Below are 25,691 nucleotides of genomic sequence, written 5' to 3'. Positions count from 1 at the left end.
GGACCTTCTCCCCGCGAGCGGGGCGAAGGCGACAGGACGCCGACGTTGCAGCTAGCCCCTTCTCCCCGCCTGCGGGGAGAAGGTCCCGGCAGGGGGATGAGGGGCTGTTTTGACTGTTCGTGCGGCCGATATCATCGCCAATTGCCCTTGCACATAATCCTCGACCAGCGCCACCGAGGCTTCGATGCTGAGCGGTGCCGAGCGCAGACTTTGCCGGATATAGAGCCCGTCGATCATCGCAGCCGCGCCTTCGGCAATCCGTCCCGCGTCATCGGCCGGACAAAGCGTCTTGAGATCGGCCAGCAGGTTGGAGCGCAGGCGCCGCGCATAGATGACCAGCAGCCGGCGCACCAGGTCCGAGCGCTGCGCCTCGACATAAAAGGCAAGCCAGGCGGCGATGGTGTCGGCGGCGAACTGGTCGGACTGGAAGCTGACCCGGATCACGGCCGAAAGCCGCTCCGCTGGCGTGGTCGCCGTCCGCAGCGCGGTGACCGCATCGGCCCGCAATTGCTGCAGCAGCGAGCGGATCGTCTCGATCAGCAATTGCTCCTTGGAGCCGAAATAGTGATGCGCCAGCGCCGCCGACACCCCGGCCTCGCGGGCGATGTCCGACATGGTGACGCTGAGCGACCCGTGATGACCGATGGCCCGCAAGGCGGCATCGACAAGCGCCTTGCGGCGCACCGGTTCCATTCCGACCTTCGGCATAGGCGTCCTTTAAATTGGGCAGGCATTTTTATTGATTGATGGGTCAATCAATAAAAACATGAAATGCGGTGGGACTGCAAGCCCCCGCTTGAGCCCATGACGATTGCCGGTCACGGGAAAGATTGCCATGACAGGCGGCTGGCAAATCGGATGAAAAACCGCTCTAAGACAGATATTCTTCAGCGTAGCAGGGCAGGCAATGAAACTGAATATCCATATGGGCGTGCACAAGACAGGCACCAGCGCCATGCAACACGTTCTTCTGCGCAATCGCAAGGCGCTTTCCGAGCAAGGTGTGGGCTATGTGTCGCTTGGGGCGTTCCGCAAGGGCTATTATCATCCCATGGCCAGTCTGGCCCAAATGCCGAGCCTTCTCGACACGCTGCAACGCAGCCGTTTGTCAGACCTTTTCGAAGCCCAGATTGCCCCGCATGAAGGTTTGCCCCGTGCCATCGTGACGGAGGAAAACCTCGCCGGCCCCTTGCCGCACCTGTTGAAGGGCCGTCTCTACACCCAGCTTGGTCGCAACATGCGCCTGGTGCACGAATCCGCCAAGGCTCATGATCGCCACTATTTCCTCTGCATCCGCGCCTATGACGCGTTTTTCGTCTCGGCCTATCTGCAACTGCTGCGCAAATTCGAGATGCCCAGTATTCCGGCCTTTGTCGGCAAGCTGCAGGACAGCGGACGCGGCTGGGCCGATCTGGCGGCCGACATGATAGCCATCGCTGGCGCCGAAAATGTCACCGTCTGGACCTACGAGGCGTTCAGGGCCGATCCGCAGCTTCCCTATCGCCTGTTGTCCGGCGGTGCGCATGTCGAGCTTGTCGAGCCCCGAACGGCCCGCGACGCCAATCCGTCGCTGAGCGCCAAGGGATTGCAGATCCTTGAGGCTGCGCAAGGCTTTGTGTCAAAGGAGGAACGCATTCGTCTTGGCAATACACTGCGCTTTTTTGAATTTGACCCGCCTGTCGCCAAGGTGCAGATCGAGGATAAGGCCACGGTCGAGGCTCTCAGCGCCCGCTACCGGGCCGACAAGGCGCGCATCGCTTCCCTCGGCTGCGCCTTCCATGACGTCGAGGAGCCGGCCGACCAAACCATGCTTCCCCAGGGTTGCGTTCCCAGAAAACGTTTCTTTTCAGTTGTTTGGCCATTTTTGACGCGCCGCGGATTGTCATAAAAGTTTCATCCTCCATTTCCGTCTCGGCAAGGAAATCTTGAGGATTTGCCCGGAAGGTCCTTGCTATAAAACACAAGGACTTTTGGAGAAGATCATGAACTTGAGTGCCGCGGTGGAGACCGGAGTTTTGCGCCGGTTCGCCAATGATCAGCTTCTGACATTGGCTAAGCTGGTTGTCGAGAATGCCTTTCAGCCGATCGTCGAGGTCGGCACGGGTGTCGTCTTCGGCTATGAATCGCTGATGCGCGGCCAGGAGAGGATCGGTTTCAACACGCCGCTCGAGATTCTCGATCAGGCCGCTGCAACCGGCCATCTGCTGGCGCTGGAGCAGATGGTCTCCAGCCGGGCGCTTGCCAAATTCGCCACCATTCCCGATTTCGCCAGCGCCACCCTGTTTCTCAATCTCGACGTCCGGCTGATCCCGCATGGCAAGGTGCTGATCGAATCGCTGCTGGCCCATCTCGCCAAGGCGAATATCCCGCCATCGTCGATCTGCTTTGAACTGTCGGAACGCTTCGACAATACCCAGGTGCCGGAGTTCCCCGATCTGGTCGATCGCATGCGCCGCGCCGGCTTCAAGCTGGCGATCGACGACTTCGGCGTCGGCCACGCTGAAATGAAGCTGCTCTGCGACTATCCGATCGACTACATGAAGATCGACCGCCATCTCATCGCCGATCTCGACAAGAGCCCGCGCCGCCGCCACCTGGTCAAGAACATCGTCAACATCGCCCATGTGCTCGGCGTCCGGGTGATTGCCGAAGGCATCGAGACCGAGCAGGAATTCGTCACCTGCCGGGAATTCGGCGTCGATCTGGTGCAGGGCTGGTTCATCGCCAAGCCGACCACCTTCCTGTCGGAGCTGAAACCGTCCTTTCCGCACCTGCAGGATATCGGCAAGAGCCGTCGCAGCACCCAATCGCTCGACGAAATCCTGATCCGCAAGCAGATCGAGCGCCTGCCGACCGTGTTTGAACACGAAAGCATCGACAGCGTCTTCGACCTGTTCCGCCGCAATCCGCGCCAGTCCTTCTTTCCGGTGCTCAACGCCAATGGCGAACCGCGCGGCATCATCAACGAATTCCACCTCAAGGAATTCATCTACCAGCCTTTCGGCCGCGATCTCCTGAAGAACAAGGTCTACGAGCGCTCGATCTCCCATTTCGTCGACCGCGCCCCGATCGTCGGGCTCGATGCCGATGCCGATCGGCTGATGTCGATCTTTGCCAATATGGAGGGCAGCGACTGCGTGCTGCTGACCGAGAACATGCGCTATGCCGGCGTCGTCTCGGCCGCCTCGCTGATCCGCGTCATCAACGAGAAGCAGCTGAAGCTGGCCCAGGACCAGAACCCGCTGACCGGCCTGCCGGGCAACCACGCCATCCGCGACTTCATGCAGGATTCCGGCCGCGACGGCGATGAAGACCGCTTTTTCTGCTATTGCGATTTCGACAATTTCAAACCGTTCAACGATCACTACGGCTTTCACCTCGGCGACCATGCCATCAGCCTGTTTGCCGCCCTGCTGCGCCGCTACTTCTTCTCCGAAGGCGATTTTCTCGGCCATGTCGGCGGCGACGATTTCTTCATCGGCGTCAGCGACTGGACGGAAGCGGAACTGACCGAGATCCTCGACCGGCTGCTGTCGGATTTCCACGACGATGTCATCACCCTCTATTCCGACAGCGACCGGTTGAGCGGCCATATCCGCGGCCATGATCGCTCGGGCGTCGAGCGGGATTTTGCCCTGATGCGCTGCTCGATCGGCGTTCTGTCGCTGCCCCGCGGCCTGGTGCTCGACGATATCAACCGTGTCAGCGCCGAGATCGCCGAGGTCAAGAAACGCGCCAAGGACAGCGACAGCGGCCTGGTGCTGCGGGAGTTCGGGCAGACGGAGTAGGGGCCGCGGCAATCGACCTCCTTTTCAACACAGAGGCCCTGCTCTATGTGCTGATCACGGAAACGATGCACAGGAGTTCCTCGATGACCCTTACCGCCACCATGCGTTTTGTCGATCTGCCCGCCTTCGGCGCTCCGGAGGTCATGGCGTTTTCGACCGGCCCGGTGCCGCAGCCGGGGCCAGGCGAGATCCTGCTGAAGGTCGAAGCAGCCGGCGTCAACCGGCCCGATGTGGCGCAGCGCCAGGGCACCTATCCGGCGCCCAAAGATGCAAGCCCGATCCTTGGCCTCGAAGTGGCCGGCGAAGTGGTGGCGCTCGGGGCCGATGTGACCGAGTATGCGCTGGGCGATCGTGTCTGCGGGCTGGCCAATGGCGGCGGTTATGCAGAGTACTGCGTCCTGCCCGCCGGCCAGGCGCTGCCGTTTCCGAAAGGCTATGATGCGGTCAGGGCTGCGGCGCTGCCGGAAACCTTCTTCACCGTCTGGGCCAATCTGTTCCAGATGGCTGGCCTCACCGAAGGCGAGACCGTGCTGATCCATGGCGGCACGTCCGGCATCGGCACCACGGCGATCCAGCTGGCAAAGGCCTTCGGCGCCACCGTCTACACGACGGCCGGGTCAGTGGAGAAATGCCAGGCCTGCATTGGGCTGGGCGCCAGCCGCGCCATCAATTACAAGACCGAGGATTTCGCCGAAGTGGTCAAGGCCGAGACCGGCAAGCGCGGCGTCGACATCGTACTCGACATGATAGGGGCTGCCTATTTCGACAAGAACCTCTCCGTGCTCGCCAAGGACGGCTGCCTGTCGATCATCGCTTTTCTGGGCGGTGCGGTGGCCGACAAGGTCGATCTGCGGCCGATCATGGTCAAGCGCCTGACGGTCACCGGCTCCACCATGCGGCCGCGCACGGCAGAAGAAAAACGCGGCATCCGCGACGAGTTGCTGGCGCAGGTCTGGCCGCTCTTGGAGGCCGGAACGGTGGCGCCTGTCATCCATACGGTGGTCGGTTTCGAGGATGTGGTCGAGGCCCATCGGCTGATGGAAAGCAGCCGGCATATCGGCAAGATCGTCATGCAGATCGGCTAAGTCCAGGGAATCTCATTGGGAAGTTGGCGTATGATAAGCCAGTTTTGCTGCAATGCAACTCACATATTGCCTCAGGTGTTTTACAATATGTGGCTTGCAGACGTCGACCGTCACGCCTACCTTTTGATCATCGACAACGTAACGAAAGGAAGGTGATCCAATGTCTAATGAGATTTCGGTCTGTGTTCGTGACATGGTTAAGGTGATGGTTTTGACGGGGCAGCCCTCGGCCTGAACGCGCCTTCCTACGGGTCGCCTGACCGGCGGTCCGGGTCTGAAACAGGACCAAACTCATGGAAGGGCCGCCTCGCGCGGCCCTTTTTGCATTCTACCGATCACAACAGGCGGGATGGCCAGTTTCGTGCAACGGTGCGGCTCTACCGCTGGCCGCAACGGGGGCGACCGGATCGGGCGCCTTGGATGGCGGGGACGGACGGCATGAAGGGTTCACTTGAAAAGGCGGTGCGCGATTATCAGGCGGGTCGCTACGATGCGGCCCTGTCGCTCGCCAAGTCTGCCGTCATCCCCGGCAATCCGGCCTCGGTCGGCCCTTTGGCGCTGATCGGCAATATCCACCTGAAGACCGGCGACCAGCTGGCCGCAGCGCATGCCTTTGCCCAGGCCGGCGGCTTTGCCGGCGACAAGGCGGCGAGTTTCATGAAGATTGCCGTGCGGCTCTACCTGGCGCTCGGCCTGACCGAGGCGGTGCTGAAGATCGGCCCGCGCGCCGCACAGCTCAATCCCACGGACGCCGACCTCGCCTTTACGGTGGCCAACCTGCTGTTTTCCAATGGCCGGCGCGGCGATCTTGAACCATTGCTGGCAAGCCTTGATCGCGCCAATCCGCAGCATATGGCGCTGATGATCAACCACTACAGGCTGTCCGGCCGCTTCGACGAACTCTACGCCTTTCTGACCTCGGCGCTGGCCGCCGCCCCTGACGATGCCTTCCTGCTGTCGACCCGCTACACCGTCGCCCGCGAGGTCTGCGATTTCGAGGCCATGCGGGCCTATGAAACGCTGATGGCCGACCCCGACCGGCCGGACGCCGAGCGTCTGCTGCAGCGCGAGGCGCCGCTCGCCCGTATCCTCTGGAGCGAGAATGAGGCGCTCAACAGCCGCCCCAGCAACGAGACCCGGAAATTTTCCGCCGGCCGGCTCGGCCAGCCGGTGCCGCGCCGGCCGTTTTCAGCCCCGGGGACGAAGATCCGCGTTGCCTATCTCTCCAATGACTTTTTTGGCCACGCCACCATGACGCTGTTTCGCGAGGTGATGGCGGCACACGATCCGGAGAAATTCGAGATCGTGTTGCTCTGCCATACCGAGCGCCATGCCGCCACCCAGCAGGCCAACTGGCCGGAGGCGCTGCGCCGCTCGATCGTGCCGGTCTTCGATCTGAGCGACGCGCAGGTGGTAGAGATGATCCGCGATCTTGGCATCGACATCCTCGTCGATCTCAAGGGCCACACGATGGGCGCACGGCTCGAGATCGTCCATCTCTCAGATGCGCCGGTCAAGGTCACCTATCTCGGCTTTCCCGGCAGCGTCACCGGCGTCGATCTCGACTATGTCATCGCCGATCCCGTGGTGACGCCCGACAGCAGCCGGCCCTTCTATTCGGAAAAACTCTGCCGCCTGCAGGAGACCTACCAGGCCAATACGGCCCTGGCCCGCCCCCTGCCGCAACCTTCGACGCGCGCCGCCCACGGCCTCCCACAGGACGCCTTTGTCTTTGCCTCGTTCAATGCCACCTACAAGATCACGCCGGGCGCCGTTGATCTGTGGGCCGAGGTGCTGAACGCCGTGCCGGACAGCGTGTTCTGGATCCTCTGCGGCGCCGATATCGCCCGGCGCAATCTCGGTGCCGCCCTGACGGAGAAGGGCGTGTCTCCCACCCGCATCGTCTTTGCCGGCAACCGGCCCTATGCCGAGCATGTGTCGCGCCTGCCGCTCGCCGATCTCGGCCTCGATACCTTCCCCTATAACGGCCACACCACCACATCCGACATGCTCTGGGCCGGATTGCCTGTCTTGACGAAAAAGGGAACGGCCTTTGCCGCGCGGGTCTCCGAAAGCCTGCTGAAGGCCGCCGGTGTGCCGGAACTGGTGGCCGACAATCCCGCCGATTTCGTCGATCGGGCGGTGCGGCTGGCCGCCGATCCCGCAGCTCTTCGTGGGATTCGCCAGCGGCTGGAGAGCAACCGCTTCCTCGCGCCGCTGTTCGACAGCGAACGCTTCACCCGCCATCTGGAGCGCGGCTATGAAATGATGGCCGAGCGGGCCAGGGCAGGGCAGCCGCCCGACCACATCGATGTTCCAGCCCTGCCGGCACGCTCCACGCCCTTCACCAGCCGTTGACCGCTCAGAAGCGCCAGGTTCCAAGCCCCGGCACCTTCAGGCCCGGATTCTGCACATCGATGCCGGCCACCAGCCCTAGGAAATGCACTTCCAGCCCGCTGCGCACGCCGGCCGCCAGTCCAATCAGCCCGTCATAGGTCAGGTGCATGTCGCGGCCGTCCGCGTCGATCGAAAACACCCGTCCCTCCGCCAGATAATCCCGGCCGACCGCATCGGACGGCAGCACGGCGCCAAGTTCCGGCACTTGTCGCAGCACATGCGCCACGAAAGTATTGGAGTTCGGGCCGGGATAGATGCGGTAGCCGCCGGCCATGCCATAGGGATAGTCGGCGATCGCCTGCTCGACTTTGGGGATCAGCCTTTCAGCCGCCTCGCCATGCACTTCCGTCACCAGCCGCGGCGCATTGGAATACCAATAGGCATCCGGCGGGCGATGGTTGCGGCGGATAGGGCTGCCCCAGCCGACCTTGTCATAGCGTTGATACTCCGCGCCGCCCTTCTGCTTGGTGACGATCCAGGCATGGCTGGCAATGGCGCCCTTCAAACCGCCGGTCATCGCCGAAAACACATAGATAGCCGCCTCGCGATCTTCCCGCGCCGGCGGCAATTGCCCGGAGGACGACCAGTCGGCATCGCGCCAATTGGCCGGCCGCTCCTTGATGACCCAGAGCCCGGCCGAGACCAGCGTCGGCAGCACGAAGATCACCAGCACGGCCAGCACCAGTCGTTTCAGGAATTTCATGGGCAAAGCCTCGTGCATCGGATCGTGGTTTGCTATGAGCGATGCAAATCAGGAATTTTTTGAGGCTTGCAGATGCACAATCCCGTTACCGTTGAAGTGACCCGCGGCACGCTGGTCGAAAGCCGCCATCGCGGCATGGCCGTGGTGGTCGATGGCGATGGCGCCGTGGTGTTTGCCGCCGGCGACATCGACACCCCTGTCTTCCCGCGCTCGGCCTGCAAGGCCATGCAGGCACTGCCGCTGGTCGAAAGCGGTGCGGCCGACGCCTATGGCTTCGGCAACAAGGAACTGGCCTTCGCCTGCGCCTCCCATTCCGGCGAAGACGCCCATGCCGAGCTTGCAGCTTCGATGCTGGCCCGCGCCGGCCGCGATGTCGACACGCTGGAATGCGGCGCCCACTGGTCGTTTGACCAGAACACCCTGATCCACCAGGCCCGCACCATGGACCGGCCGACGGCGCTTCACAACAATTGCTCGGGCAAACATTCCGGCTTCGTCTGCGCCTGCTGCCACATGGGCCATGATCCCAAGGGCTATGTCGAATACGATCACCCGCTGCAGGCCGAAATCCGCGCCACCATGCAGAGCCTGACCGGCGCGCATCTGGGCACCGAGACCTGCGGCACCGACGGCTGCTCGATCCCGACCTATGCCGTGCCGCTGAAGGGTCTCGCCCACGGTTTCGCCAAAATGGCCACCGGCACCGGCCTTGAACCCTTGCGCGCCAAAGCCTCGAAACGCCTGATCGAGGCCTGCATGGCGGAACCCTTCTATGTCGCCGGCACCAAGCGCGCCTGCACCGAGATCATGCAGATCGCACCCGGAAAAATCTTCGCAAAAACCGGCGCCGAAGGCGTGTTCTGCGCCATTCTGCCGGACCAGGGCCTGTCGATTGCGGTCAAATGCGAAGACGGCACCACCCGCGCCGCCGAAGCGATGATCGCCGCTTTGCTAGCCCGCTATGTCGAGCAGGACAGCCCCGAGCAGGCCTCTCTGATGGGCATGGCCAACCACACCATGCACAACTGGAACCGCCGGGCAGTGGGCGATGTCAGGGTGACGGATGTGCTGTTTGGATGATTGTGAGGCGGGAGGTTGGATCCGATCGATATCGGAACGGATGGCGGGTGGATTCAATCGCAGTGGATTTTGGCGGCGCCAAGCGCCCCGACTATTCACTCTATCTCGCGGGTGGCCCCCAGCGGCACTTAAGAGATGAGCCGCTGTCCGCCTACTGTCAGGGAAAAGCATAGCTCATTCGCGACGAAGCACTCCTCAATTGCTCCAGCTTGAAGGAGCGCCTTGATCACTCCTTTGTCCGGCCGATATCGTGTCCTATCAATAAAAGCGAATGCGGCTGGGAATGTATTTGGCGGAAGACCTTGTACCGCTCGCGACGCAATATCCATGTAAAGCGAAAGAGCCGCACGTTTCCGATCCTGCTCAACGCGCTCATCTTTTGGGCTAGACGTCCACCAAGCCAAAGACTGTGCATCCGCAGGACGAGGGTTCTTTGATATTGGTTTGCTGCCGGCATACCGTGCAGAAATGATCTCGATGGCTTCGCTTGAGGAGATGGTAATCTGCATTGTTATTTGTCCTCTTCCCAACTACTCCTCAGCAAGCAATATCGCAAAAATATAGCTCAAATAAGAGCGAAAAATGAGCGCCCAACCGCTCACCCCGCCATCACCGCTATCCCCGTCGCCCGATAGGGTGCCAGCACCGCCTCGTCCGTATCCGCCGGCACGATCAGGCCCGACAGTTTGTCGAGGGCCATGATCCGGCAGGGCGACAGGCGGTCGAGTTTGTCTGTGGTCGCCGTCAGGTAGGTCTCCGCACTCGCCTCAGCGATATGCCGCTTGATCGCCGCCTCCTCGAAATCGCCCGTCGACAGCCCGTGTACGGCATGCACCGCCGTCACGCCGAGGAAGAACAGGTCCGGGCGCAGCGCGTCGATGGCGGACATCGCCGTCGCCCCGACCGAGACCATCGAATGCTTGTAGAGCCGCCCGCCGATCAGGATCACCTCGATGTGGACGTGATGCTCGAATTCGGCGGCGATCGTCGGGCTGTGGGTGGCGATGGTGAGCGCGATATCGCGCGGCAGGTGGCGGGCGATTGCAGCCGTCGTCGTGCCGCCATCGAGAAACACCATCTGCCCCGGCTGGATCAGGCTTGCGGCCTTCGCCCCCAGCGCCGATTTGACGTCGGACGAAAGGCTGCGGCGGACGGTCAGATCCGGCAGCTCGGGCGACAGCGGCAGGGCGCCGCCATGCACCCGCTTCAACAGCCCGGCGGCCGCCATGTCGCGCATGTCGCGGCGGATCGTGTCCTCCGAGACGCCAAGCTCCACCGCCAGATCCTTGGCCACCGCCTGGCCGCGGCTCTGAAGGGCGGCGAGAATAAGCGCCTTGCGCTGCTCGGTCAGCATGCCGACTCCTGCACGAAAATTTACGATAATCCACAAATAGCATTCAGATGACTCGACAATCAAGAAAAATCACGCATTATCGTGCAAATTCCCGCATGAGGCGGGAGCAAAACACCAAGGAGAAAGACATGCTGATCCTGATTGCCGGCCCCTATCGCTCCGGAACGGGCGACGACCCGCAGAAGATGGCCGCCAATCTGAAGGTCCTGGAAGCGCCGTCCCATGCGCTGTTTGAGGCCGGCCATGTGCCGATGATCGGCGAATGGGTGGCCCTGCCGATCTGGCATGCGGCGGGTGGCAAGACGATCGGCGACGATCTCTACGAGGCGATCTTCCACCCCGTCGCCGGCCGGTTGTTGCTATTGTGCGAAGGCGTGCTGCGCCTGCCCGGCGCCTCCAAGGGCGCCGACAACGACGTCCGCATCGCCACCGAGCGCGGCATTCCGGTCTGGTACCGGCTGGAGGACGTGCCGGGCTGCGCGTAACGGGCAGGGGGAGGTCGGCACACGGTGTGCTGGGCCTCACATTTACTCTCGCGACGGGGAGGTGTGGCGACCGCATGCGAGGATTGTCCGGCGAGGCGCCGTTCACATTCGGCGGGACACGTTGCGGATCGAAATTTTAGGGAGCAACCTCAAGACGCTGTTTCAAAAGCCAATTCCACAGCTCTGGATCCTTTAAGGCGGCCCATTCGACGCCCGAGTGATCGACACCCTCGAGAACGCTCAAACGAGCATTGCGTTTCAAGCCCACGAGGCGCTCGTAAAGCACGACCGAATCCGACAAAGGGATGACGGCATCATTGGTGCCGTGGAAGACCCAGAAGGCGGCTTTTTCGTTTGTTCTGCTCAGGTAGTGACGATTTCCGCCACCCGCCATCGGAACGACAGCGGCAAAAGTTTCGGGAAACTGCTCTGCCATGGCCCAAGTCCCGAAGCCACCGCGACTAAACCCCATGACATAGACACGTGTGCGATCGACGCGATATTTCGACATAACCTCATCGAGGGCCGCCTTCACTTTCTCGATCGGATAAAGCAGTTCTTCACTCGGATTCTGCGGCGAAAACACCAGGAAGGGGAATGCCTTTCCGTCCTCGATCAGTTTCGGAATGCCACTCGATTTAACTTTCTCGATATCGGCCCCGCCCTGATCGCCGCCGTGTAGCCATACAACAAGCGGATAGGCTTTGCCGGACGACGCATAGTCGTCTGGCGTGTACATGAGATAATTGAGATCATTCTTGATGCTGGCGCTCGATCGGTCTGCCAATTGCTCGGCATTCGCCGCGCCCGCGCTGCACATTCCGATGACGACCGTTAAAGCCAGCGCGATGATGTTCCTCGTCATTTGATCTCTTCCCTTCATGATATTTGTCCTCCAGGCACATGAAATGGAACCGAAGAACCAGAATTCAAGCCTACTGACCCGGAGGATGGACCGGCTCACGGAAGGGGTTATGCGGCCCCCCAGCCCCTCACACCGCAAACACCCCACATCATCCGCAACCACCTTGAACTCCATCGCCTTGCCGGACGGATCACACACAAACAGCGTGCCTTGTTCGCCGCTCTCACTTCAAAGCGCAGTGGCCCCCAGCGGGTGGCGGGGTCTGATTCCAGCCGTTGGCCAGCGCCAGGACATCGTCCATCTGCAGGATCACGCCGACATGCGCCACGGTGTCGCCGCGCTTGCGTCCTGCGCGCACTGGCTCTATACTGAACCATATGGTTCAGTATAGAGCCCCCCTCGACCTCTCCTTTGCGGCACTGTCAGATGCCACCCGCCGCGGCATCATCGATGAGCTTGGGCGAGGGGAAGCGTCGATCACCAGTCTCGCGGACACGTTCCAGATGACGCTGACCGGCATCAAGAAGCATGTCCAGATTCTCGAGCGAGCGGGGCTTGTCGTGACAGAAAAGGTTGGCCGGGTGAGAACCTGCAAGCTTGGGACACGCGGGCTTACCGCGGAGGCCGAGTGGATCGCGGCGCATCGCACGCTCTTCGAGGCCCGCTTCGCGGCATTGGACGACATCATCAGGGAATTGGACCAGGGAGGGACGCGATGAATGAGCAGGTTGACCATGGAGTTGGAAGGCAGAACCGCACATCCGTCGAACGCAGAGGGGATCGCGAACTCGTCGTAACGCGGACATTCGATGCGCCGCCGAGCACCGTTTACCAGGCGTGGAGCCAGCCCGAACTGTTCAAGCGCTGGTGGGTGCCAGAATCGGTGCCCGGCCTTTCGCTGGTCGCGTGCGCCATGGACGTGCGCACCGGCGGCACCTATCGGCTGGAATTCGGCGCCGGCGGTTCGGACACCATGGCCTTCCACGGCCAGTATCTCGAGGTGGTGCCGAACGAGCGCATCGTCTGGACCAACGACGAGGGCGAACAAGGCGCGGTCACCACCGTGACCTTCGAGGACCAGGGCGGAAAGACGTTTGTGACGTTTCACGAGGTCTATCCGTCCAGGGAGGCGCTTGAGGACGCCCTGCAGGGCTCGGCGGCCGCATTGCCGGAACAACTGGACCAGCTCGACCACTTGCTGTCCGGCACAGGCGCGTAGCGCGGATCATCGACACGTGGTCTCAAGCAATCGGCGGTCCCAGAAGATCGATGGCGTGCGCGCTGCAGATCTGCGCGAGCGCCTGCTGCTGTTCAAGCGTCGGTGGCGTCTGCTCGGGCAGCTCGTCCGTTGCGGCGGGACGGGCTGCGGCCCGGACCATGTCCTCGAAAGGACCGTTGGTGATGGTGAGGCAGCGGCCGTAATCCGACACCACGCGGAAACCATGCACGCAATTCTTCGGCAGATGGATGGTGTCGCCGACATCAGCTTCGATGACCTCACCATCGCGCTGGAAGCGGAACCGGCCTTCCAGGATGACGAAGGTTTCGCTTTCCTGATGATGAACATGCAGAGGCGGCGCAAAATCCTTGGCCATGCGATGTTCGATGATGGACAGGCCCTCAGTGTTGTCCGATTGCTTGAGGCGGATCAGCAGATGGGCGGTCATGAACCAGAGACTATCGGCAGTGGCGGTCATTTTGTGTTTTCCTTTCATGGCTGGGTGAAGTGCGTGAAGGGCCACGCGGTTGAGGATGGGATGGTGCTTGAGAGTGCGGACTGACCTTGAGATCGCGGCGACGACGAAGGCTTTCATGAGGGTCTCCGAAACCAGATTTTGCTGCGCCGGATGTATCAAAAGGCCGGGAAATGATAAGATCGATCATCGAGCACCATTATATGGATGAATAAACATGCGATCCCTGGACCCTTTGGAAGGCGTCGCCGCCTTCATGACCGTCGCCAAGCATTTGAGTTTCACCAAAGCGGCAGAAGAGCTGGGGATGTCGCGCGCCACGGTCGGCGCGCAGGTTCAGGCGCTTGAGGGCAAACTCGCGGTTCGGCTTCTGCATCGCTCGACACGCAAGGTCATCCTGACCGAAGCGGGGACCGCCTATGTCCAGTCCCTGGTCGGCATCCTTCCTCAGGTCCGCGAAGCCGAGCGTGCCGCCTTGAGCTATCAGGAGGAGGTTGTCGGCCGGTTGAAGATGACCGTGCCGCCCGAGTTCGCGCAGCTTCACATGGCGTCAATCATCGCGGAGTTCCTGAAGCGCAACCCTTCGGTTTCCATCGACGTGACGTTCTCCCACCGGGCGGTCAATCTCATCGACGAAGGCTATGATCTGGCCATTCGGGGAACGATTGTCCTGGAGCCCAATCTGATCACGCGCCACATCGGCGATTCACCGCTCATCCTGTGCGCCGCGCCCGATTACATCGACAGACATGGCGCGCCGGCCGAACCCACTGACCTGGCGGACCACGCCTGCCTGCACTTCTCCGGTCTCCGATGGGGCAATGTCTGGATCTTCAACAAGGACGGCCAGACGCTGCGCATCCCCATCGTGCCGCGCTATCTCGCCAATGACGGCATCACGCTGCGAGATGTGGCCGTTGCCGGCGCCGGGATCACGCTGTTGCCGATGTTCGAGATCGGCCCGGAGATCCGCGACGGCCGTCTCGTCCGCGTGCTCGACACCTGGGAGATTGGCTCAGTTCCCGTTCACGCCGTCTATCCCGCCAACAAGAACATTGCGTCGAAGGTCAGGCGGTTCACGGACTTCCTGGTGAAAAACCTGCCGAAGGACGCCTTCTCCTAACACCATGGACCCAAACGAGGGCGCGAATAGCCCGCTCTGGTATCTCCCATCCCGCAACGAAAATCACACCGCAAAAATCCCCATATCATCCGCAAACGCCTTGAACTCCAGCGCATTGCCCGAGGGGTCGTAGACGAAGAGAGTGCGTTGTTCGCCGCTCTGGCCTTCAAAGCGCAGTTTCGGCTTTAGGCCCCAGCGGGTGGCGGGGTCGGATTCGAGCCGTTTGGCCAGCGCCAGGAAATCGTCCATCTGCAGGATCACGCCGAAATGCGGAATCGGCACGGTGTCGCCGTCGACGGTGCCGCTGGAAAGACTGCCCGCCGGGTCGCTCGGCAGATCGGCCCGCAGATGGGCCGACATCTGGTGGCCGTAAAGGTCGAAATCGATCCAGTGGCCGGGGCTCTCCCGGCCGATCGGGCAGCCGAGCACCGTCCCGTAGAAATGCCGGGTGGCGCCGAGATCGGTGACGGCAAAGGCAAGGTGAAAGGGGCGCATCAAGGTCTCCTGCATGGTCGGCTGAGCATCGCCCGACAGGCCTGGCGAAGGCAAGTCCTGCCATGGCGTCTGGTGACAGGCAGCGGTGCCAAGCCGTTAAACATCGGTAAATGTGCCGAAGCGGCACAGGCGGCTTTACGATTCCGCAAAATCTAATATGCCGTCAACCAGTCCGCCGCTCTCTGCGTGCATTTTTGCCGGCTGTCGGGCTAGGATCGGGCGATCGGTGTCCGTGGTCATGAGGGCGGGTATGTTTGCAGGTCGATATCTCTGGTGGATGCTGATGAGCACCGCGGCCTTCCTGTTTTTCGCGGTCTATTTCGATTACGTCACCTGGGGGCTGATGCAGATCTCCGGCTGCAGCGATATCGTCGGCCGCTGCGGCACCATCGCCGCCCATATGGGCGGCGGTATCAAGCCGGCCGGCTTCGTTGGCGTCGCCGCCGTCGTGCTGGCGGTCACCGTGGCCCGCATCGCCTATCTCAAAATCCCTCTGCTCTGGGCGCTGGCCTTTGCCGTCTGGCTTCTCGCCTCCGCGCCGTTTTTCCTGCTGTTTCACGACATCTGGGCCGGCCGCCTGACCCTGGAGGTCATCGCCGCCGCCATGCCGCCCTCGCTGCTGCTGCTAAGCGCTGCCATCGGCTATCTGTGCTGGCCGCTCGAAGAGGTAAGCCAGCCCTCAGGCCGTGCCGCGCAAAGGCTGAAATGGGTGGCCGCCATCGCCGCCGGCCAGGCGACGCTGGCATCGCTGTCGGGCATCGAGGCGCTGGCCGGCAGCGCCGTTTGGGCCAGCGGCTCGCCGCTGTCGGGCCTGGCGCTGCGCCAGATCCAGCAGAGCCTCGGTCTCCTCGCCTCGCTGGGTGGTGCCGTGCCGGCCATGGCCGGCGCCGCCCTGCTGGTCGCCACCCTGGCCGCCGCCCTGGTCCTGCAGTTCGGAAATCCCGGCCTGAAAAAGCCGAGCCGCGCACGTCTCGGTTGACAAAATTCTATTGCGGCGCACAATTTAGCCTCGACCGAAAAGCCGTTCCAGAGGCCTGGTTCGGCACAGAGCGAGGTTTCGATGAGCAAGGTGCATCTGACATCGCGGGAAATCGCCGCCGTCGAGTATGACGTCGGCTCGGGACGGCTCAAGGTTGAGACCCGCAAGGGCGGTCTCTACGAAATCACCGATGTGCCGGCCCATGTCTATGCGACATTGGTCGCTTCGCAATCGCCCGGCACCTTTTATCACCTGCATATCCGCAAGGGCGACTACAAGATCACCCGGCTGCGCTGAACGCCGCCGGGTGCTGCGACGTGAAAACCGTCATTCCTTCTCGTCGAGGCGGGCCTGCCACATGGTCTTGAAACCCGGCCGGTCCTGGCAGCGGGCCAGCCAGTCGCGCACATGCGGATGGGCGTCCATCAGCGAGGTCAGCGGCTGGGCATAACGCACCACTTCCGCCAGGTTGATGTCGCCGACGGTAAACCGATCGCCGACCGCATAGGCATGGGCGGCAAAATGCTGTTCCAGCACGCCGAACGGCCGCCGCAACAGCCGCGCATGGACGTCGGCCTCCTGCGCGCCGGTCTTCGTCGAGAGCCGCTCGGCGGCGTTGAGCTGCGAGATCTTCAGGGCATTGCTTTCGATCTCCGTGGCGGCAAACAGCGACCACTGCATCATCAGGGCATCTTCGGCCAGATCCTGCGGGGCAAGCGGTCCGCCATGCTTCTTGGCGAGATAGAGGGTGATCGCCAGCGATTCGTGCAGCTTGAGGCCGTCATCGTCGATCGACGGAATGGCGCCCATCGGGTTGATGGCCAGAAAGGCCGGCGAGCGGGTGTTGAGCGGCGCATCAGCGGCCAGCGGATCGGCCAGCTTATAGGCCTGGATCACCGGGATTTTCTCATAAGCCAGGTCCAGTTCCGCGGCCAGCCAGTAGAGGCGCGTGGCGCGGGATTTGTGGACGCCGTAGATCTTCAACATGTCTGCCATTCTCCAGTTTGGGGCGGAGCGGAAACTACCCGCCGGCGTCCGTGTTGGGAAGCGGGAAAGGGGTGATCCGGTCATGAATTGTTGTGATCGCAGCGATCGTCCTGCGCGTTGACAAGCCCCGTTTCGCGCCGTATCACCAGAGCAAGGTCGGCAGAAACACCTAGGCGTCACCGCCCCGCAAGGGGAGCTAAACCTGCACAGCGATGATACCGGACAGAGACTTTTCCCGTGCCGTGTCGACAAGACGGTGACCACCGGCAATTTCAGTTTCTGACGGCACGATATCGAGGAAAAGACGATGTCGAGACAACCCCAACCCTATCAGGCGCCCGACATGTCGGTGCTGGCGCGCCAGTTGAAACGCGAACTGGACGGCCGTACGGACAAGCCCGGCCATGTCGAGCTGCTGAATATCCTGGCCAGGGCCGCAGGCTTCCGCAATTACCAGCATATGCGGGCCTCGCAGGCGGCCCATGAGCGGCTGGCGGCGGAGCCATCGGTCAGCGAGCCGGTCGATTATCGCCGCGTCGAGGCGGCAGCCCGCTGCTTTGATGGCGATGGCGTGCTGCTCCGCTGGCCGGCCAGAACCGTGCAGCAGCAGCTCTGCCTGTGGAAGCTGTGGAGCGTTATACCCGCCGAGGTCGATCTTGCCGAGCGGGAGGTCAACGGGCTGCTGAAGCGCCTCAACCGCTTCGGCGATCACGTGCTGCTGCGCCGCGAAATGGTCAACCAGCGCCTGCTGTCGCGCCCGAAGGATTGCTCGATCTACCGCCGCATCGAACGCCGCCCGCCCGCCGAAGCCCTGGCGCTCATCCGGGGGCGGGTGGAGGCGGATGAAAAGATCCCCTCCCAAACCCTCCCCACAAGGGGGAGGGCTTAACCAAGCCTCGCCCTCAGCGATAGGTCGATGCGTGGCCGCGAGTCTTCTCCCCCCTTGTGGGGGAGATGGCCGGCAGGCCAGAGAGGGCCTTTTTTATATGCGATAACTCTGCCCTAATGCGCGGCCGGGCAGGGCGGGTGTTGTGGCTGCCAGCAGCCGACTGCCTCACACCATCCTGTTACCGCTTATCGTCAGATGGCTGTGGCAGCCGGCGGCGTCCAGCAACTTTTCGGTCGCTTTGTCCCTTTAGCGAAAACCGATCGTCTCGACCTCCTGGATGACGTCGTCCAGATCGAAGGCGCGGCCGGCCTCAACGTCGTCACGGGCCCTGGCGAGGTCAAGGATCTCTCGGCCTTCGCCGGCCAGATAGGATTTGAGCGCGCGCACCATTACCCAGCTGCGCGAGCGCTCGCAGATAGTGGCGATCTGCTCGATCTCGGTCAGCACATCCGATGGCAAACGCAGGGTAATCGGATCGGATAACGCATGTTGTTTCGACACGGTATTTTCCTCCATTTGTAATACAGGATACGCCGCTGTCGCACAGCCGTCAAACGGTGCGCCGAGATTCTACACCCTCCTGTTGCCGCTGATCGTCAAATGGCTGTGGCCGCCGGCACCGTCCAGCAGCTCGCCGGTCGCCTTGTCGTTCCAGCGGTAGCCGATGATCGCCCCGTTCGGCGTGTCGTCGAACAGATTGCCGGTGATCAGCGCCGCGCCGGACTCCTCGACCACCGTCACATAAAGCCCGATCGGCGCTCCGCGGATCACGTTGCCGCTGGCGATCACGTTGCGCAGATAGGGGCCCCAGCCCAGCATCATGCCCCATTTTGGGGCATTCTCGATAACATTGTCGGAGACCACGGTGTCGGCCTCCACGGCGATGCCGAAGCCGAAGCCGGCACCGTCATGCACGTAAGGCCCCGTCAGCGACAGGTTGCGCACGATATTGCCGGTCACCACAGCCAGCCGTCCGCCCTCGTTGAAATTGCACACCACGATGCCGTTGGCGGCGCCGTCGATGACATTGCCCGAGACGATGGCGCCCTCGAAGGAGAATTCCGCATAGATCGCCGTTTCGCCGGAGGACAGGCACTGGTTGCCGGAAATCTGCGCGTTGGAGGAGCTATTGGCGCGGATCGCCGAGAAGGCGCAATCGGAGACATGGTTGTTGATCACCATGGCATTGTCGGCGCGAAACAGGTTGATGCCATTGCCGTGTTCGCCGGTGCCGCCGTCGCGGGCGCCAATGCGGGCGATGCGGTTGCCGGTGATCATCGAATTGTCCGGCCCCTTCGTCCAGCGATGCACAAGGATGCCGCCATTGCCGCAATCCTCGATGCGGTTGCCGGAGATGGAAAGTCTATCGCTTTCAATGGCATAGATCGCCGTATCGGCAGCGCCTGCAATATGGCAGCGCTCGATCCGCCCGCCGCAGCGCTCCAGTTTCACGGCATTCTTGCGGCTGCCGAGGATCTCGCAATTGTCGAGAAACAGATCACCGACGCTGCGCAGCGACAGAAGCGCCTCGGTATAATCGGCCAGCCAGCGGTTGGCGCCGTCGATGGCGATGTCGGAGATGTCGATGCGCGCGGCATTTTCGGCCCGCAGAAGATGGCCGTCGCCGCTATAGATCAGCCGCGATGCGCCGGCCGCCCCCACCAGCCGCGTGCCGTCCGGCAGGTCGATATTCGAGACGCTATAGCTGCCGGGCGGCAGATAGACCGGCATGCCGCGCCGTGCCGCCTTGTCGAGGATTTGTTGGAACCGCTTGCTCTGGTTGTCGCTGGCGCCGGGGATCATGCCCTGCTCGCCGGCGTCGATCGCACCGCGCAGGTCGACCGGCGTGATCAGCGGCGGTGCGGCAAAGGCCGGCCGTCCGGCAGCCGAAAGCCCCAAGGCCGAGCCGGCCAGGAGGTGAAGCGCGGTGCGTCGTGTCAGCATGAACAGATCCTTAATTCACCCTGTCGCAGCAAGAAGCGTGCCACCGAAATCTGTGTCGTTTTGACACACCGGCAAGGGCAGCACGACGGGCCGGATGTGCAGACGGTTTGCGCCAGATCAAGGCCGCTAAACATTTGCAGGTTCATATGTATGGAACAATCCTGATGGGAGGTTTCGATGGTTCGTCTTGCGGCTGTTCTCTACATTCTCGTCGCCACCGTGTGCGCCGGTGCGGCGGTCACGGCACTGCTGTCCTTGAAGATGATGGAAGGCTGGCAGATTGCCGCCGGTTTCGCCGCGGGCTGTCTGCTGGCGGTGCCGATTTCAGCCGTGCTGGGATCGAAGATCTACAAGGCCATCAATCCGACCAAACCGACCCATGCCTGATCGGCCTTGAGAGGGGATCAAAGGAGCGCGCAGGCCCCATCCACTGGCATCCGGCAGGCGGCGGACCCGGACGTCAGGGCAGAATGGATGGGGAGGCGCTTCTTGCAACGGCCGGCCGTGGGGGAACCCGACGGCCGGCCGCTTGGTGGGTGGTGGTCAATGGCTGAAAAAGCGCAGAAAAATGTCGTAGGGTCGTCCCGAAATAACTAGCTGCCGAGTTCCCGACCTCTGATGACGTCACATCAGGTGACCAAGTAACGCTGCTTACAGGCGCGTAACGTAAGTAATATCACCAATCGTATCCGAGCAAATCGACAGCGGCTACTTCCGCTAACGTTACCTCACGTTTACAGATACCTTTGTGCGGAAATTGAGATTCGTTATCAACAGTGTTTAGATCGAAGGCTCGAATGAAGATCAAAAGGGTTAGGTTCGCAAACGGTTACAAGCGTTTCCATGATTTAACGATTGATTTGGGTGACGACCCGAAGCGAATTGTAGCTTTGGTTGGCCCTAACGGGTGCGGAAAAAGCAGCGTATTGGACGGCATGCTTTTTCATGCATCCGCTCATTCGAGCCTCGGTTCATTTCCCGGTGATCGGGACTACCGATATCATTCGATGAAGTCAGAGCGACACTTTACCTACCAAAATGTGACCATCGAGTTAGTTGAGGGTCAGTACGAAACTGTCCATGGTAAAAAGGACAGAGATGGCAAGGGAAACACTATGTTTTCCTTCCGAAGCCCGTATCGGTACAACACTAGCCTCAATGTACAGCAGACAAAAGCAGTTCAACCACTTCGGCTCAACAATTACGGGGCGAGCACCGCGGCAGATATCGACGCGAAAATGGAAGAAAATTATCGGCGTCTCAACGTTAAGTTCAGTCGCTATCGAGACGAGAATAATCTACGCCCAAGTGACGCCAAGGACAAAATCCTTGGGGATCTCAATGCATCCATTAGCAAATGTCTCGATTTGAGCATCGACAATCTCGGGAATATTGAGGCGGGTCAGGGGTCGATATTTTTTAGTAAGCCTGGCCATCCTGCCCTGTTTGATTTTAATGTACTTTCTTCAGGGGAGAAGGAAGTCGTCGACATACTACTCGATCTGTATCTCCGACAGGACGATTACGACGAAACCATATTTCTAATCGACGAGCCAGAACTGCACATAAGTACTTCGATACAGGGTCGTCTGCTACAAGAGATTGATCGATTGGTCGGGCCGAAATGTCAGATTTGGATCGCGACACATAGCATCGGCTTTCTTCGGGTTTTACAGCGCGAGTTGCAGGATCGCTGTCAGATAGTTGCGTTCGACGAGACCATGGAGCTGGCATCCAAAGCGCACACATTAACGCCCATGGTTTCCTCGCGATCTAATTGGAGAAAGATATTTGCGGTTCCCCTCGATGATCTAGCGAGCTTGGTCAGCCCTACTCGCATTGTGTACTGCGAAGGCCGAGCTGAGCCAGGGGCTGGTGGTCGGGAAAGGGGAATGGATGCCCAAGTGTTCAACGCTATTTTCGGCGACGCCTACCCTGATACACTATTCATTTCAAGTGGAGGAAACACGGAGCTCGATCAACGCAGCGATGTTGCAATTGCTATTCTGAGCAAGGTCTATAGCAATGTAGAGATACTGGTCTTGAAAGACCGTGATATGGCCTCAGGAAAGTTCGCAAATGAGAAGGATCGCCAAATATATCTTGCGAATAACGAGCCACATCATCGGGTTTTAAAGAGATGGGAAATTGAGAATTATCTGTATGATATCGAAGTAATCCGCTCTTTTTGTAATAAAAATAGTTATTTATTTAATGATGAAAAATATAAAGCAGTAGTAAGCGATATAGTTAATCAACACGTTAAGGATATAACTTCGACTGTTAAGGGAATTTGTGGGATATTGACTAGCATTAGTCCTGAGGTCTTCAAAATCCGATTGGCTGAATGTTTCGATAAGAATATGGCGGTATACGCGGAACTCGAAGATTGCATTTTTAAGCGCGATTAAGGATCTCGCGCTTTCGCGGGCTGCACAAAAGTGATCAAAACAATTATTTGGGCGGGAAGCTCACGAAAGACCGTGGTCTTTCGGCCGGCAGGCTAAAAGAAAATTCGCCACATCATGATAGTCGCTTCGAGGGCAAAACTTGAAGGGCCGATCGCCCGCCGCTTCACCCGCCCTTGCCCGCACACTCCTTCTCCGGCAGCCGCGCCACCGTCTGGAAACCGCTGACGAAGCGGTCGAACAGCCGGCCGAATTCGGCGATGTCACCGGCCGGCCAGTCGGAGACGATGGTTTCGACGACGGTGCGCTTCACCGCATGGATTTCTTCCAGGATGGAAATGCCAAGCGGCGTCAGCACGACGACGGCGCGCCGCGCGTCGGCCTGCGACACGGCGCGGGCCAGAACGCCGCGGTCCACCATGTCGGCCACCACCCGGCTGCCGCGCGACGGATCGATGCGCATCGCCTCGGCAATGGCGCCGACGGTCGCCTCGCCGTTGAGGCTGACGTGGCGCACCGCGTCGACCACGTCGAGATGCGACAGGTCGAGATCGGGCGCGACATTGCGGATCGCCAGCCGGCCGATGATGCGCCGGCCGATCATCACGCGCATGCGCGTCAGGGTGTCGCCAATCAGTTCGATATCGGCCCGGCTGTCCGGGGAGGGGGAGGCACCAGGCGTCGCGGTTTTGGGATCATTCATCGTTTCTGTCTTTATAAGTTGGCCCGTCTTAACAAAGCCGGCCCGTGCTGCAAAGCCCGCATGTTATGTTACATATATATGACATTGACAGATATATGCCAATAGCACATATATGGGCAAATAGTCGAACATCCGAGATCCCCATGGACAATCGCATTTCCCCTGCCGTGCCGCTCCCCGCCGGCGCCGCTTCCGCTTCCGTCGCTGCTGCCCCGCCCTTGGCCGATGCGCCGCTGGTCACCGACAGCCGCCTGCGCATGGTCATCTTCATTCTTTTGATGACGGCGATGTTCATGGCGACGCTCGACAACCAGATCGTCTCCACGGCGCTACCGACCATCGTTGCCGAATTCGGCCAGCTGGAACGCTTCGGCTGGGTCGGATCGGCCTATCTGCTGGCCTCCAGCGCCGTCATGCCGGTCTATGGCAAGCTCGGCGATCTGTTCGGCCGCAAATATGTCATCATGGCCGCGGTCTTCATCTTCACGGCCGGGTCGCTGGTCTGCGGGCTGACCACCTCGATGAACGGGCTGATCGCGGCGCGCGTGCTGCAGGCGCTCGGCGGCGGCGGCATCATGGTGTCGATCTTCTCGATCAATGCCGATCTGTTCGAGCCGCGTCAGCGGGCCCGCTATCAGAGCTTTTCCAGCCTGGTGCTGATGGCGTCTGGCGCGCTCGGCCCGGTTCTCGGCGGGTTCTTGAGCGACTGGTTCGGCTGGCGTTCCATTTTTCTCGTCAATCTGCCGATCGGCATTCTGGTTCTGGCCGGCCTTGCCTGGCTTCTGCCCTATCGCCGCCCCAGCCGTCGCCCGAAGATCGACTATGCCGGCGCCCTGCTGCTGGCCGGCACGATCGCAAGCATCGTCATATGGGCCGATAGCGCCGAACTGTTCGGCTCACTGATCGCACGGTCAAGCCTCGGGGTTGTGGCCTTCGGCCTCGTCTGCCTGGTTGGCTTCGTGCTGGTCGAGCGCCGGGCGCCGGAGCCCGTCGTGCCGCTCGGCCTGTTCCGCAATCCGACGGTCGGCCTGCTGTTGATCGTCTCGATGACCAGCGGCGCGGTCGGCATCGGCTCGGTCAATTACGTCGCCCTGTTCCTGCAGACCACGACAGGCCTGTCGCCGACCATGGCCGGCCTGCTGTTCATCGCCATGACGGGCGGCATTGCCGCCGGCTCGCTGACGTCGGGCCGGCTGATCGCGCGCGCCGGCCGCTACAAGTGGCTGGCCGCGCTCAGTTCCTTCGGCACCATGACCGCCTTGCTGCTGTTCAGCTTTGCCCATGCCGGCACGCCGATCGTGCTGATCGCCCTGGTCATGCTGATGCAGGGCATCAGTATCGGCATCGGCCAGCAGATCCCGGTCATCGGCGTGCAGAACGCCGCCTCCCATGCCGATGTCGGGGCGGCCACCAGCACCGTGACCCTGACCCGCATGGGCGGCGCCTCGATCGCCATTTCCATCTACGGCGCGGTGATCGCCCATGGCATGACATCCAGGCAGATCACCATTCCGGGTGTCACCAACATCAAGGAACTGTCGCCGAAAATGCTCGCCGCCCTGCCGCCGGAAGCGCAGAGCATGGTCGCCGATGCCTATGCCGCAGCCTTCCACCCCCTGTTCCTGACGGCGGCCGGCATTATCGGCCTGGGCTTCCTCGCCGCGCTGATGCTGAAGAATGTGCAACTGCCCCAGGCAGTCCTGGCAGGAGAGAAGAAAGCCGCCTGATCGACCATAGCGACAGCTTCGCGCCAGCCGCGCCTGAAAGAGTGGCCGATATAGTCCATCGGCACGAAGCGGTAGTCCATGTTTGTGAAAAGCGAGAACGTTCGGCGGATCAGCGCCCTGCTGGCGGCAGCCACCGCCCTGTCGGGCCTGTCCGGCTGTATCCTGGTGACCGACACCAGCCGCATGAACATCGAAGTCTTCCAGGACGAGGTGGCGCCGGTCTATTACGATCCGGCCCGCGTCCAGCCGGCGACGCCCCAGACGGTGCCGCAGAAGCGCGATCTCTACCAGACCCAGTTCCACCAGACCTATGGCCTGCCGGTCAGCAATCCGGTGCACCGCATCATGTATGACGTGATCCGCGACGATGGCCACACCCTTCCGGCCATTCCCTATGGCCGCGTCGACCAGCGTTTCCTGCGCCAGGAGGTCAGCTACCAGACCCCGGAAGCCCCCGGCACCATCGTCGTCGATACAAAAGCCAATTTCCTCTATCTGGTCCAGGCCGAAGGCAAAGCGATCCGCTATGGTGTCGGCCTTGGCAAGCAGGGTTTTGCCTGGTCCGGCCGCGGCACCATCCAGTGGAAGCAGAAATGGCCGCGCTGGACGCCGAGCGACGACATGGTCGCCCGCCAGCCGCAGATCAAATCCTTCTCGGCCGCCAATGGCGGTCTGGAATCCGGCCTCAACAACCCGCTCGGCGCCCGTGCGCTCTACATCTTCCAGGACGGCAAGGACACGCTGTTCCGCGTCCACGGCACGCCGGACTGGCAATCGGTCGGCCGGGCCACGTCGTCCGGCTGCGTGCGCATGTTCAACCAGGATGTCATCGATCTCTATGACCGGGTCGGCAAGAACGCCTCGATCGTGGTGATCTGAATTCCATTTGACCGGGCAACTGTTGCCGAATGGCAGCAGGCGGTCCGCACAATGCCGGAAATTTGACCGCCTGTGGCTTATCGGCAATTGGTTTCTTAACCCATCG

27 protein-coding genes are annotated in these 25,691 nt (G+C 61.3%); 16 read left to right on the top strand and 11 right to left on the bottom strand.

Annotated features, from left to right (window positions below; genetic code table 11):
• Positions 1-51: 51 nt before the first annotated feature.
• On the bottom strand, positions 52-708 hold the full coding sequence (betI, locus tag HGO38_RS24240) for a transcriptional regulator BetI (protein ID WP_250958386.1): 657 nt from the start codon (positions 706-708) through the stop codon (positions 52-54).
• Positions 709-907: 199 nt separating this feature from the next.
• Here betI and HGO38_RS24235 point away from each other — a divergent pair, with 199 nt between their 5' ends.
• The 4 genes from HGO38_RS24235 to HGO38_RS24220 all read left to right on the top strand — a co-directional run bounded on the left by HGO38_RS24235 (position 908) and on the right by HGO38_RS24220 (position 7,231).
• Entirely contained in the window at positions 908-1,888 is a 981-nt protein-coding gene (locus HGO38_RS24235; RefSeq protein WP_250958385.1) for a hypothetical protein, read from the top strand.
• A 94-nt stretch (positions 1,889-1,982) separates the two neighbouring features.
• Entirely contained in the window at positions 1,983-3,788 is a 1,806-nt protein-coding gene (locus HGO38_RS24230) for a bifunctional diguanylate cyclase/phosphodiesterase (RefSeq protein WP_250958384.1), read from the top strand.
• Between the two features lie 83 nt (positions 3,789-3,871).
• Positions 3,872-4,873, top strand: coding sequence for an NAD(P)H-quinone oxidoreductase (locus tag HGO38_RS24225; RefSeq protein ID WP_250958383.1), 1,002 nt, complete (start codon positions 3,872-3,874; stop codon positions 4,871-4,873).
• A 438-nt stretch (positions 4,874-5,311) separates the two neighbouring features.
• Positions 5,312-7,231, top strand: a complete 1,920-nt coding sequence (locus HGO38_RS24220) for an O-linked N-acetylglucosamine transferase, SPINDLY family protein (protein ID WP_250958382.1) — start codon at positions 5,312-5,314, stop codon at positions 7,229-7,231.
• Between the two features lie 4 nt (positions 7,232-7,235).
• Here HGO38_RS24220 and HGO38_RS24215 read toward each other — a convergent pair whose 3' ends face one another.
• Positions 7,236-7,973: a DUF3750 domain-containing protein gene (locus HGO38_RS24215; RefSeq protein WP_250958381.1), complete on the bottom strand. Its 738-nt coding sequence runs from the start codon at positions 7,971-7,973 to the stop codon at positions 7,236-7,238.
• Between the two features lie 72 nt (positions 7,974-8,045).
• Between HGO38_RS24215 and HGO38_RS24210 the strand changes: the two genes are divergently transcribed.
• The gene (locus tag HGO38_RS24210; protein ID WP_250958380.1) at positions 8,046-9,053 is read left to right on the top strand and encodes an asparaginase; all 1,008 of its coding nucleotides are present in this window, start codon (positions 8,046-8,048) and stop codon (positions 9,051-9,053) included.
• A gap of 128 nt (positions 9,054-9,181) precedes the next feature.
• Here the strand turns inward: HGO38_RS24210 and HGO38_RS24205 are convergent, their stop codons facing one another.
• Positions 9,182-9,562 (bottom strand): hypothetical protein, encoded by a 381-nt coding sequence (locus tag HGO38_RS24205; RefSeq protein WP_250958379.1) that lies wholly within the window; start codon positions 9,560-9,562, stop codon positions 9,182-9,184.
• A gap of 89 nt (positions 9,563-9,651) precedes the next feature.
• Entirely contained in the window at positions 9,652-10,407 is a 756-nt protein-coding gene (locus HGO38_RS24200) for a DeoR/GlpR family DNA-binding transcription regulator (protein WP_250958378.1), read from the bottom strand.
• Positions 10,408-10,535: 128 nt separating this feature from the next.
• On the opposite strand from HGO38_RS24200, the gene HGO38_RS24195 reads away from it, so the two are divergent.
• Entirely contained in the window at positions 10,536-10,892 is a 357-nt protein-coding gene (locus HGO38_RS24195; RefSeq protein ID WP_250958377.1) for a DUF4406 domain-containing protein, read from the top strand.
• 136 nt (positions 10,893-11,028) lie between these two features.
• Here HGO38_RS24195 and HGO38_RS24190 read toward each other — a convergent pair whose 3' ends face one another.
• A complete protein-coding gene (locus HGO38_RS24190; RefSeq protein ID WP_250958454.1) occupies positions 11,029-11,757 on the bottom strand; it encodes a carboxylesterase family protein in 729 nt (242 codons plus the stop codon).
• Between the two features lie 377 nt (positions 11,758-12,134).
• Here HGO38_RS24190 and HGO38_RS24185 point away from each other — a divergent pair, with 377 nt between their 5' ends.
• Positions 12,135-12,476 (top strand): ArsR/SmtB family transcription factor, encoded by a 342-nt coding sequence (locus tag HGO38_RS24185; protein ID WP_250958376.1) that lies wholly within the window; start codon positions 12,135-12,137, stop codon positions 12,474-12,476.
• On the top strand, positions 12,473-12,976 hold the full coding sequence (locus HGO38_RS24180) for an SRPBCC family protein (RefSeq protein WP_250958375.1): 504 nt from the start codon (positions 12,473-12,475) through the stop codon (positions 12,974-12,976). Before HGO38_RS24185 ends, HGO38_RS24180 begins: the two co-directional genes overlap by 4 nt.
• 22 nt (positions 12,977-12,998) lie before the next feature.
• Here the strand turns inward: HGO38_RS24180 and HGO38_RS24175 are convergent, their stop codons facing one another.
• Complete coding sequence (locus HGO38_RS24175; protein WP_250958374.1) at positions 12,999-13,454, bottom strand: cupin domain-containing protein; 456 nt, start codon at positions 13,452-13,454, stop codon at positions 12,999-13,001.
• A 214-nt stretch (positions 13,455-13,668) separates the two neighbouring features.
• On the opposite strand from HGO38_RS24175, the gene HGO38_RS24170 reads away from it, so the two are divergent.
• Complete coding sequence (locus tag HGO38_RS24170; RefSeq protein ID WP_250958373.1) at positions 13,669-14,574, top strand: LysR family transcriptional regulator; 906 nt, start codon at positions 13,669-13,671, stop codon at positions 14,572-14,574.
• Between the two features lie 63 nt (positions 14,575-14,637).
• Here the strand turns inward: HGO38_RS24170 and HGO38_RS24165 are convergent, their stop codons facing one another.
• Positions 14,638-15,069, bottom strand: a complete 432-nt coding sequence (locus HGO38_RS24165; RefSeq protein WP_250958372.1) for a VOC family protein — start codon at positions 15,067-15,069, stop codon at positions 14,638-14,640.
• A gap of 250 nt (positions 15,070-15,319) precedes the next feature.
• Here HGO38_RS24165 and HGO38_RS24160 point away from each other — a divergent pair, with 250 nt between their 5' ends.
• The gene (locus HGO38_RS24160) at positions 15,320-16,048 is read left to right on the top strand and encodes a hypothetical protein (protein WP_250958371.1); all 729 of its coding nucleotides are present in this window, start codon (positions 15,320-15,322) and stop codon (positions 16,046-16,048) included.
• Between the two features lie 81 nt (positions 16,049-16,129).
• Positions 16,130-16,345 (top strand): KTSC domain-containing protein, encoded by a 216-nt coding sequence (locus HGO38_RS24155; RefSeq protein WP_250958370.1) that lies wholly within the window; start codon positions 16,130-16,132, stop codon positions 16,343-16,345.
• Positions 16,346-16,375: 30 nt separating this feature from the next.
• Here HGO38_RS24155 and HGO38_RS24150 read toward each other — a convergent pair whose 3' ends face one another.
• A complete protein-coding gene (locus HGO38_RS24150; RefSeq protein ID WP_250958369.1) occupies positions 16,376-17,035 on the bottom strand; it encodes a glutathione S-transferase family protein in 660 nt (219 codons plus the stop codon).
• Positions 17,036-17,342: 307 nt separating this feature from the next.
• Here HGO38_RS24150 and HGO38_RS24145 point away from each other — a divergent pair, with 307 nt between their 5' ends.
• Positions 17,343-17,924 carry a DUF2087 domain-containing protein gene (locus HGO38_RS24145; RefSeq protein WP_250958368.1) on the top strand — a complete coding sequence of 194 codons (582 nt, stop codon included), beginning with the start codon at positions 17,343-17,345 and terminating at the stop codon, positions 17,922-17,924.
• A gap of 246 nt (positions 17,925-18,170) precedes the next feature.
• Here the strand turns inward: HGO38_RS24145 and HGO38_RS24140 are convergent, their stop codons facing one another.
• Both HGO38_RS24140 and HGO38_RS24135 read right to left on the bottom strand, forming a co-directional pair.
• The gene (locus HGO38_RS24140; RefSeq protein ID WP_284739539.1) at positions 18,171-18,389 is read right to left on the bottom strand and encodes a CopG family ribbon-helix-helix protein; all 219 of its coding nucleotides are present in this window, start codon (positions 18,387-18,389) and stop codon (positions 18,171-18,173) included.
• A gap of 105 nt (positions 18,390-18,494) precedes the next feature.
• Positions 18,495-19,868 (bottom strand): TIGR03808 family TAT-translocated repetitive protein, encoded by a 1,374-nt coding sequence (locus tag HGO38_RS24135; RefSeq protein ID WP_250958366.1) that lies wholly within the window; start codon positions 19,866-19,868, stop codon positions 18,495-18,497.
• A 177-nt stretch (positions 19,869-20,045) separates the two neighbouring features.
• Here HGO38_RS24135 and HGO38_RS24130 point away from each other — a divergent pair, with 177 nt between their 5' ends.
• Both HGO38_RS24130 and HGO38_RS24125 read left to right on the top strand, forming a co-directional pair.
• Complete coding sequence (locus HGO38_RS24130) at positions 20,046-20,255, top strand: hypothetical protein (protein WP_250958365.1); 210 nt, start codon at positions 20,046-20,048, stop codon at positions 20,253-20,255.
• Positions 20,256-20,665: 410 nt separating this feature from the next.
• Positions 20,666-22,279, top strand: a complete 1,614-nt coding sequence (locus HGO38_RS24125) for an AAA family ATPase (protein WP_250958364.1) — start codon at positions 20,666-20,668, stop codon at positions 22,277-22,279.
• A 163-nt stretch (positions 22,280-22,442) separates the two neighbouring features.
• On the opposite strand, the gene HGO38_RS24120 is transcribed toward HGO38_RS24125, so the two are convergent.
• On the bottom strand, positions 22,443-22,979 hold the full coding sequence (locus tag HGO38_RS24120) for a MarR family winged helix-turn-helix transcriptional regulator (protein WP_250958363.1): 537 nt from the start codon (positions 22,977-22,979) through the stop codon (positions 22,443-22,445).
• Between the two features lie 257 nt (positions 22,980-23,236).
• Between HGO38_RS24120 and HGO38_RS24115 the strand changes: the two genes are divergently transcribed.
• Positions 23,237-24,706 (top strand): MDR family MFS transporter, encoded by a 1,470-nt coding sequence (locus tag HGO38_RS24115; RefSeq protein WP_250958453.1) that lies wholly within the window; start codon positions 23,237-23,239, stop codon positions 24,704-24,706.
• A 78-nt stretch (positions 24,707-24,784) separates the two neighbouring features.
• Positions 24,785-25,585, top strand: a complete 801-nt coding sequence (locus HGO38_RS24110; RefSeq protein WP_250958362.1) for a L,D-transpeptidase — start codon at positions 24,785-24,787, stop codon at positions 25,583-25,585.
• Positions 25,586-25,691 lie beyond the last annotated feature (106 nt).

The sequence above is a fragment of the Rhizobium sp. CG5 genome (assembly GCF_023701945.1).
GTDB lineage: Bacteria > Pseudomonadota > Alphaproteobacteria > Rhizobiales > Rhizobiaceae > Allorhizobium.
The sequence above is the reverse complement of the archived record's forward strand: the minus strand, read 5'-3'. Positions and strand labels throughout refer to the sequence as shown.

What these genes read in the sequence shown, in the direction of transcription:
- HGO38_RS24115 (WP_250958453.1), top strand. Translation starts at nt 23,237, where the DNA reads ATGGTCATCTTCATTCTTTTGATGACGGCGATGTTCATGGCGACGCTC.
- HGO38_RS24125 (WP_250958364.1), top strand. Translation starts at nt 20,666, where the DNA reads ATGAAGATCAAAAGGGTTAGGTTCGCAAACGGTTACAAGCGTTTCCAT.
- HGO38_RS24155 (WP_250958370.1), top strand. Translation starts at nt 16,130, where the DNA reads ATGAGCAAGGTGCATCTGACATCGCGGGAAATCGCCGCCGTCGAGTAT.
- HGO38_RS24135 (WP_250958366.1), bottom strand. Translation starts at nt 19,868, where the DNA reads ATGCTGACACGACGCACCGCGCTTCACCTCCTGGCCGGCTCGGCCTTG.
- HGO38_RS24200 (WP_250958378.1), bottom strand. Translation starts at nt 10,407, where the DNA reads ATGCTGACCGAGCAGCGCAAGGCGCTTATTCTCGCCGCCCTTCAGAGC.
- HGO38_RS24160 (WP_250958371.1), top strand. Translation starts at nt 15,320, where the DNA reads ATGTTTGCAGGTCGATATCTCTGGTGGATGCTGATGAGCACCGCGGCC.
- HGO38_RS24195 (WP_250958377.1), top strand. Translation starts at nt 10,536, where the DNA reads ATGCTGATCCTGATTGCCGGCCCCTATCGCTCCGGAACGGGCGACGAC.
- HGO38_RS24185 (WP_250958376.1), top strand. Translation starts at nt 12,135, where the DNA reads ATGGTTCAGTATAGAGCCCCCCTCGACCTCTCCTTTGCGGCACTGTCA.
- HGO38_RS24150 (WP_250958369.1), bottom strand. Translation starts at nt 17,035, where the DNA reads ATGTTGAAGATCTACGGCGTCCACAAATCCCGCGCCACGCGCCTCTAC.
- HGO38_RS24145 (WP_250958368.1), top strand. Translation starts at nt 17,343, where the DNA reads ATGTCGAGACAACCCCAACCCTATCAGGCGCCCGACATGTCGGTGCTG.
- betI (WP_250958386.1), bottom strand. Translation starts at nt 708, where the DNA reads ATGCCGAAGGTCGGAATGGAACCGGTGCGCCGCAAGGCGCTTGTCGAT.
- HGO38_RS24210 (WP_250958380.1), top strand. Translation starts at nt 8,046, where the DNA reads ATGCACAATCCCGTTACCGTTGAAGTGACCCGCGGCACGCTGGTCGAA.
- HGO38_RS24235 (WP_250958385.1), top strand. Translation starts at nt 908, where the DNA reads ATGAAACTGAATATCCATATGGGCGTGCACAAGACAGGCACCAGCGCC.
- HGO38_RS24175 (WP_250958374.1), bottom strand. Translation starts at nt 13,454, where the DNA reads ATGACCGCCACTGCCGATAGTCTCTGGTTCATGACCGCCCATCTGCTG.
- HGO38_RS24170 (WP_250958373.1), top strand. Translation starts at nt 13,669, where the DNA reads ATGCGATCCCTGGACCCTTTGGAAGGCGTCGCCGCCTTCATGACCGTC.
- HGO38_RS24225 (WP_250958383.1), top strand. Translation starts at nt 3,872, where the DNA reads ATGACCCTTACCGCCACCATGCGTTTTGTCGATCTGCCCGCCTTCGGC.
- HGO38_RS24220 (WP_250958382.1), top strand. Translation starts at nt 5,312, where the DNA reads ATGAAGGGTTCACTTGAAAAGGCGGTGCGCGATTATCAGGCGGGTCGC.
- HGO38_RS24190 (WP_250958454.1), bottom strand. Translation starts at nt 11,757, where the DNA reads ATGACGAGGAACATCATCGCGCTGGCTTTAACGGTCGTCATCGGAATG.
- HGO38_RS24165 (WP_250958372.1), bottom strand. Translation starts at nt 15,069, where the DNA reads ATGCGCCCCTTTCACCTTGCCTTTGCCGTCACCGATCTCGGCGCCACC.
- HGO38_RS24215 (WP_250958381.1), bottom strand. Translation starts at nt 7,973, where the DNA reads ATGAAATTCCTGAAACGACTGGTGCTGGCCGTGCTGGTGATCTTCGTG.
- HGO38_RS24205 (WP_250958379.1), bottom strand. Translation starts at nt 9,562, where the DNA reads ATGCAGATTACCATCTCCTCAAGCGAAGCCATCGAGATCATTTCTGCA.
- HGO38_RS24110 (WP_250958362.1), top strand. Translation starts at nt 24,785, where the DNA reads ATGTTTGTGAAAAGCGAGAACGTTCGGCGGATCAGCGCCCTGCTGGCG.
- HGO38_RS24120 (WP_250958363.1), bottom strand. Translation starts at nt 22,979, where the DNA reads ATGAATGATCCCAAAACCGCGACGCCTGGTGCCTCCCCCTCCCCGGAC.
- HGO38_RS24130 (WP_250958365.1), top strand. Translation starts at nt 20,046, where the DNA reads ATGGTTCGTCTTGCGGCTGTTCTCTACATTCTCGTCGCCACCGTGTGC.
- HGO38_RS24230 (WP_250958384.1), top strand. Translation starts at nt 1,983, where the DNA reads ATGAACTTGAGTGCCGCGGTGGAGACCGGAGTTTTGCGCCGGTTCGCC.
- HGO38_RS24180 (WP_250958375.1), top strand. Translation starts at nt 12,473, where the DNA reads ATGAATGAGCAGGTTGACCATGGAGTTGGAAGGCAGAACCGCACATCC.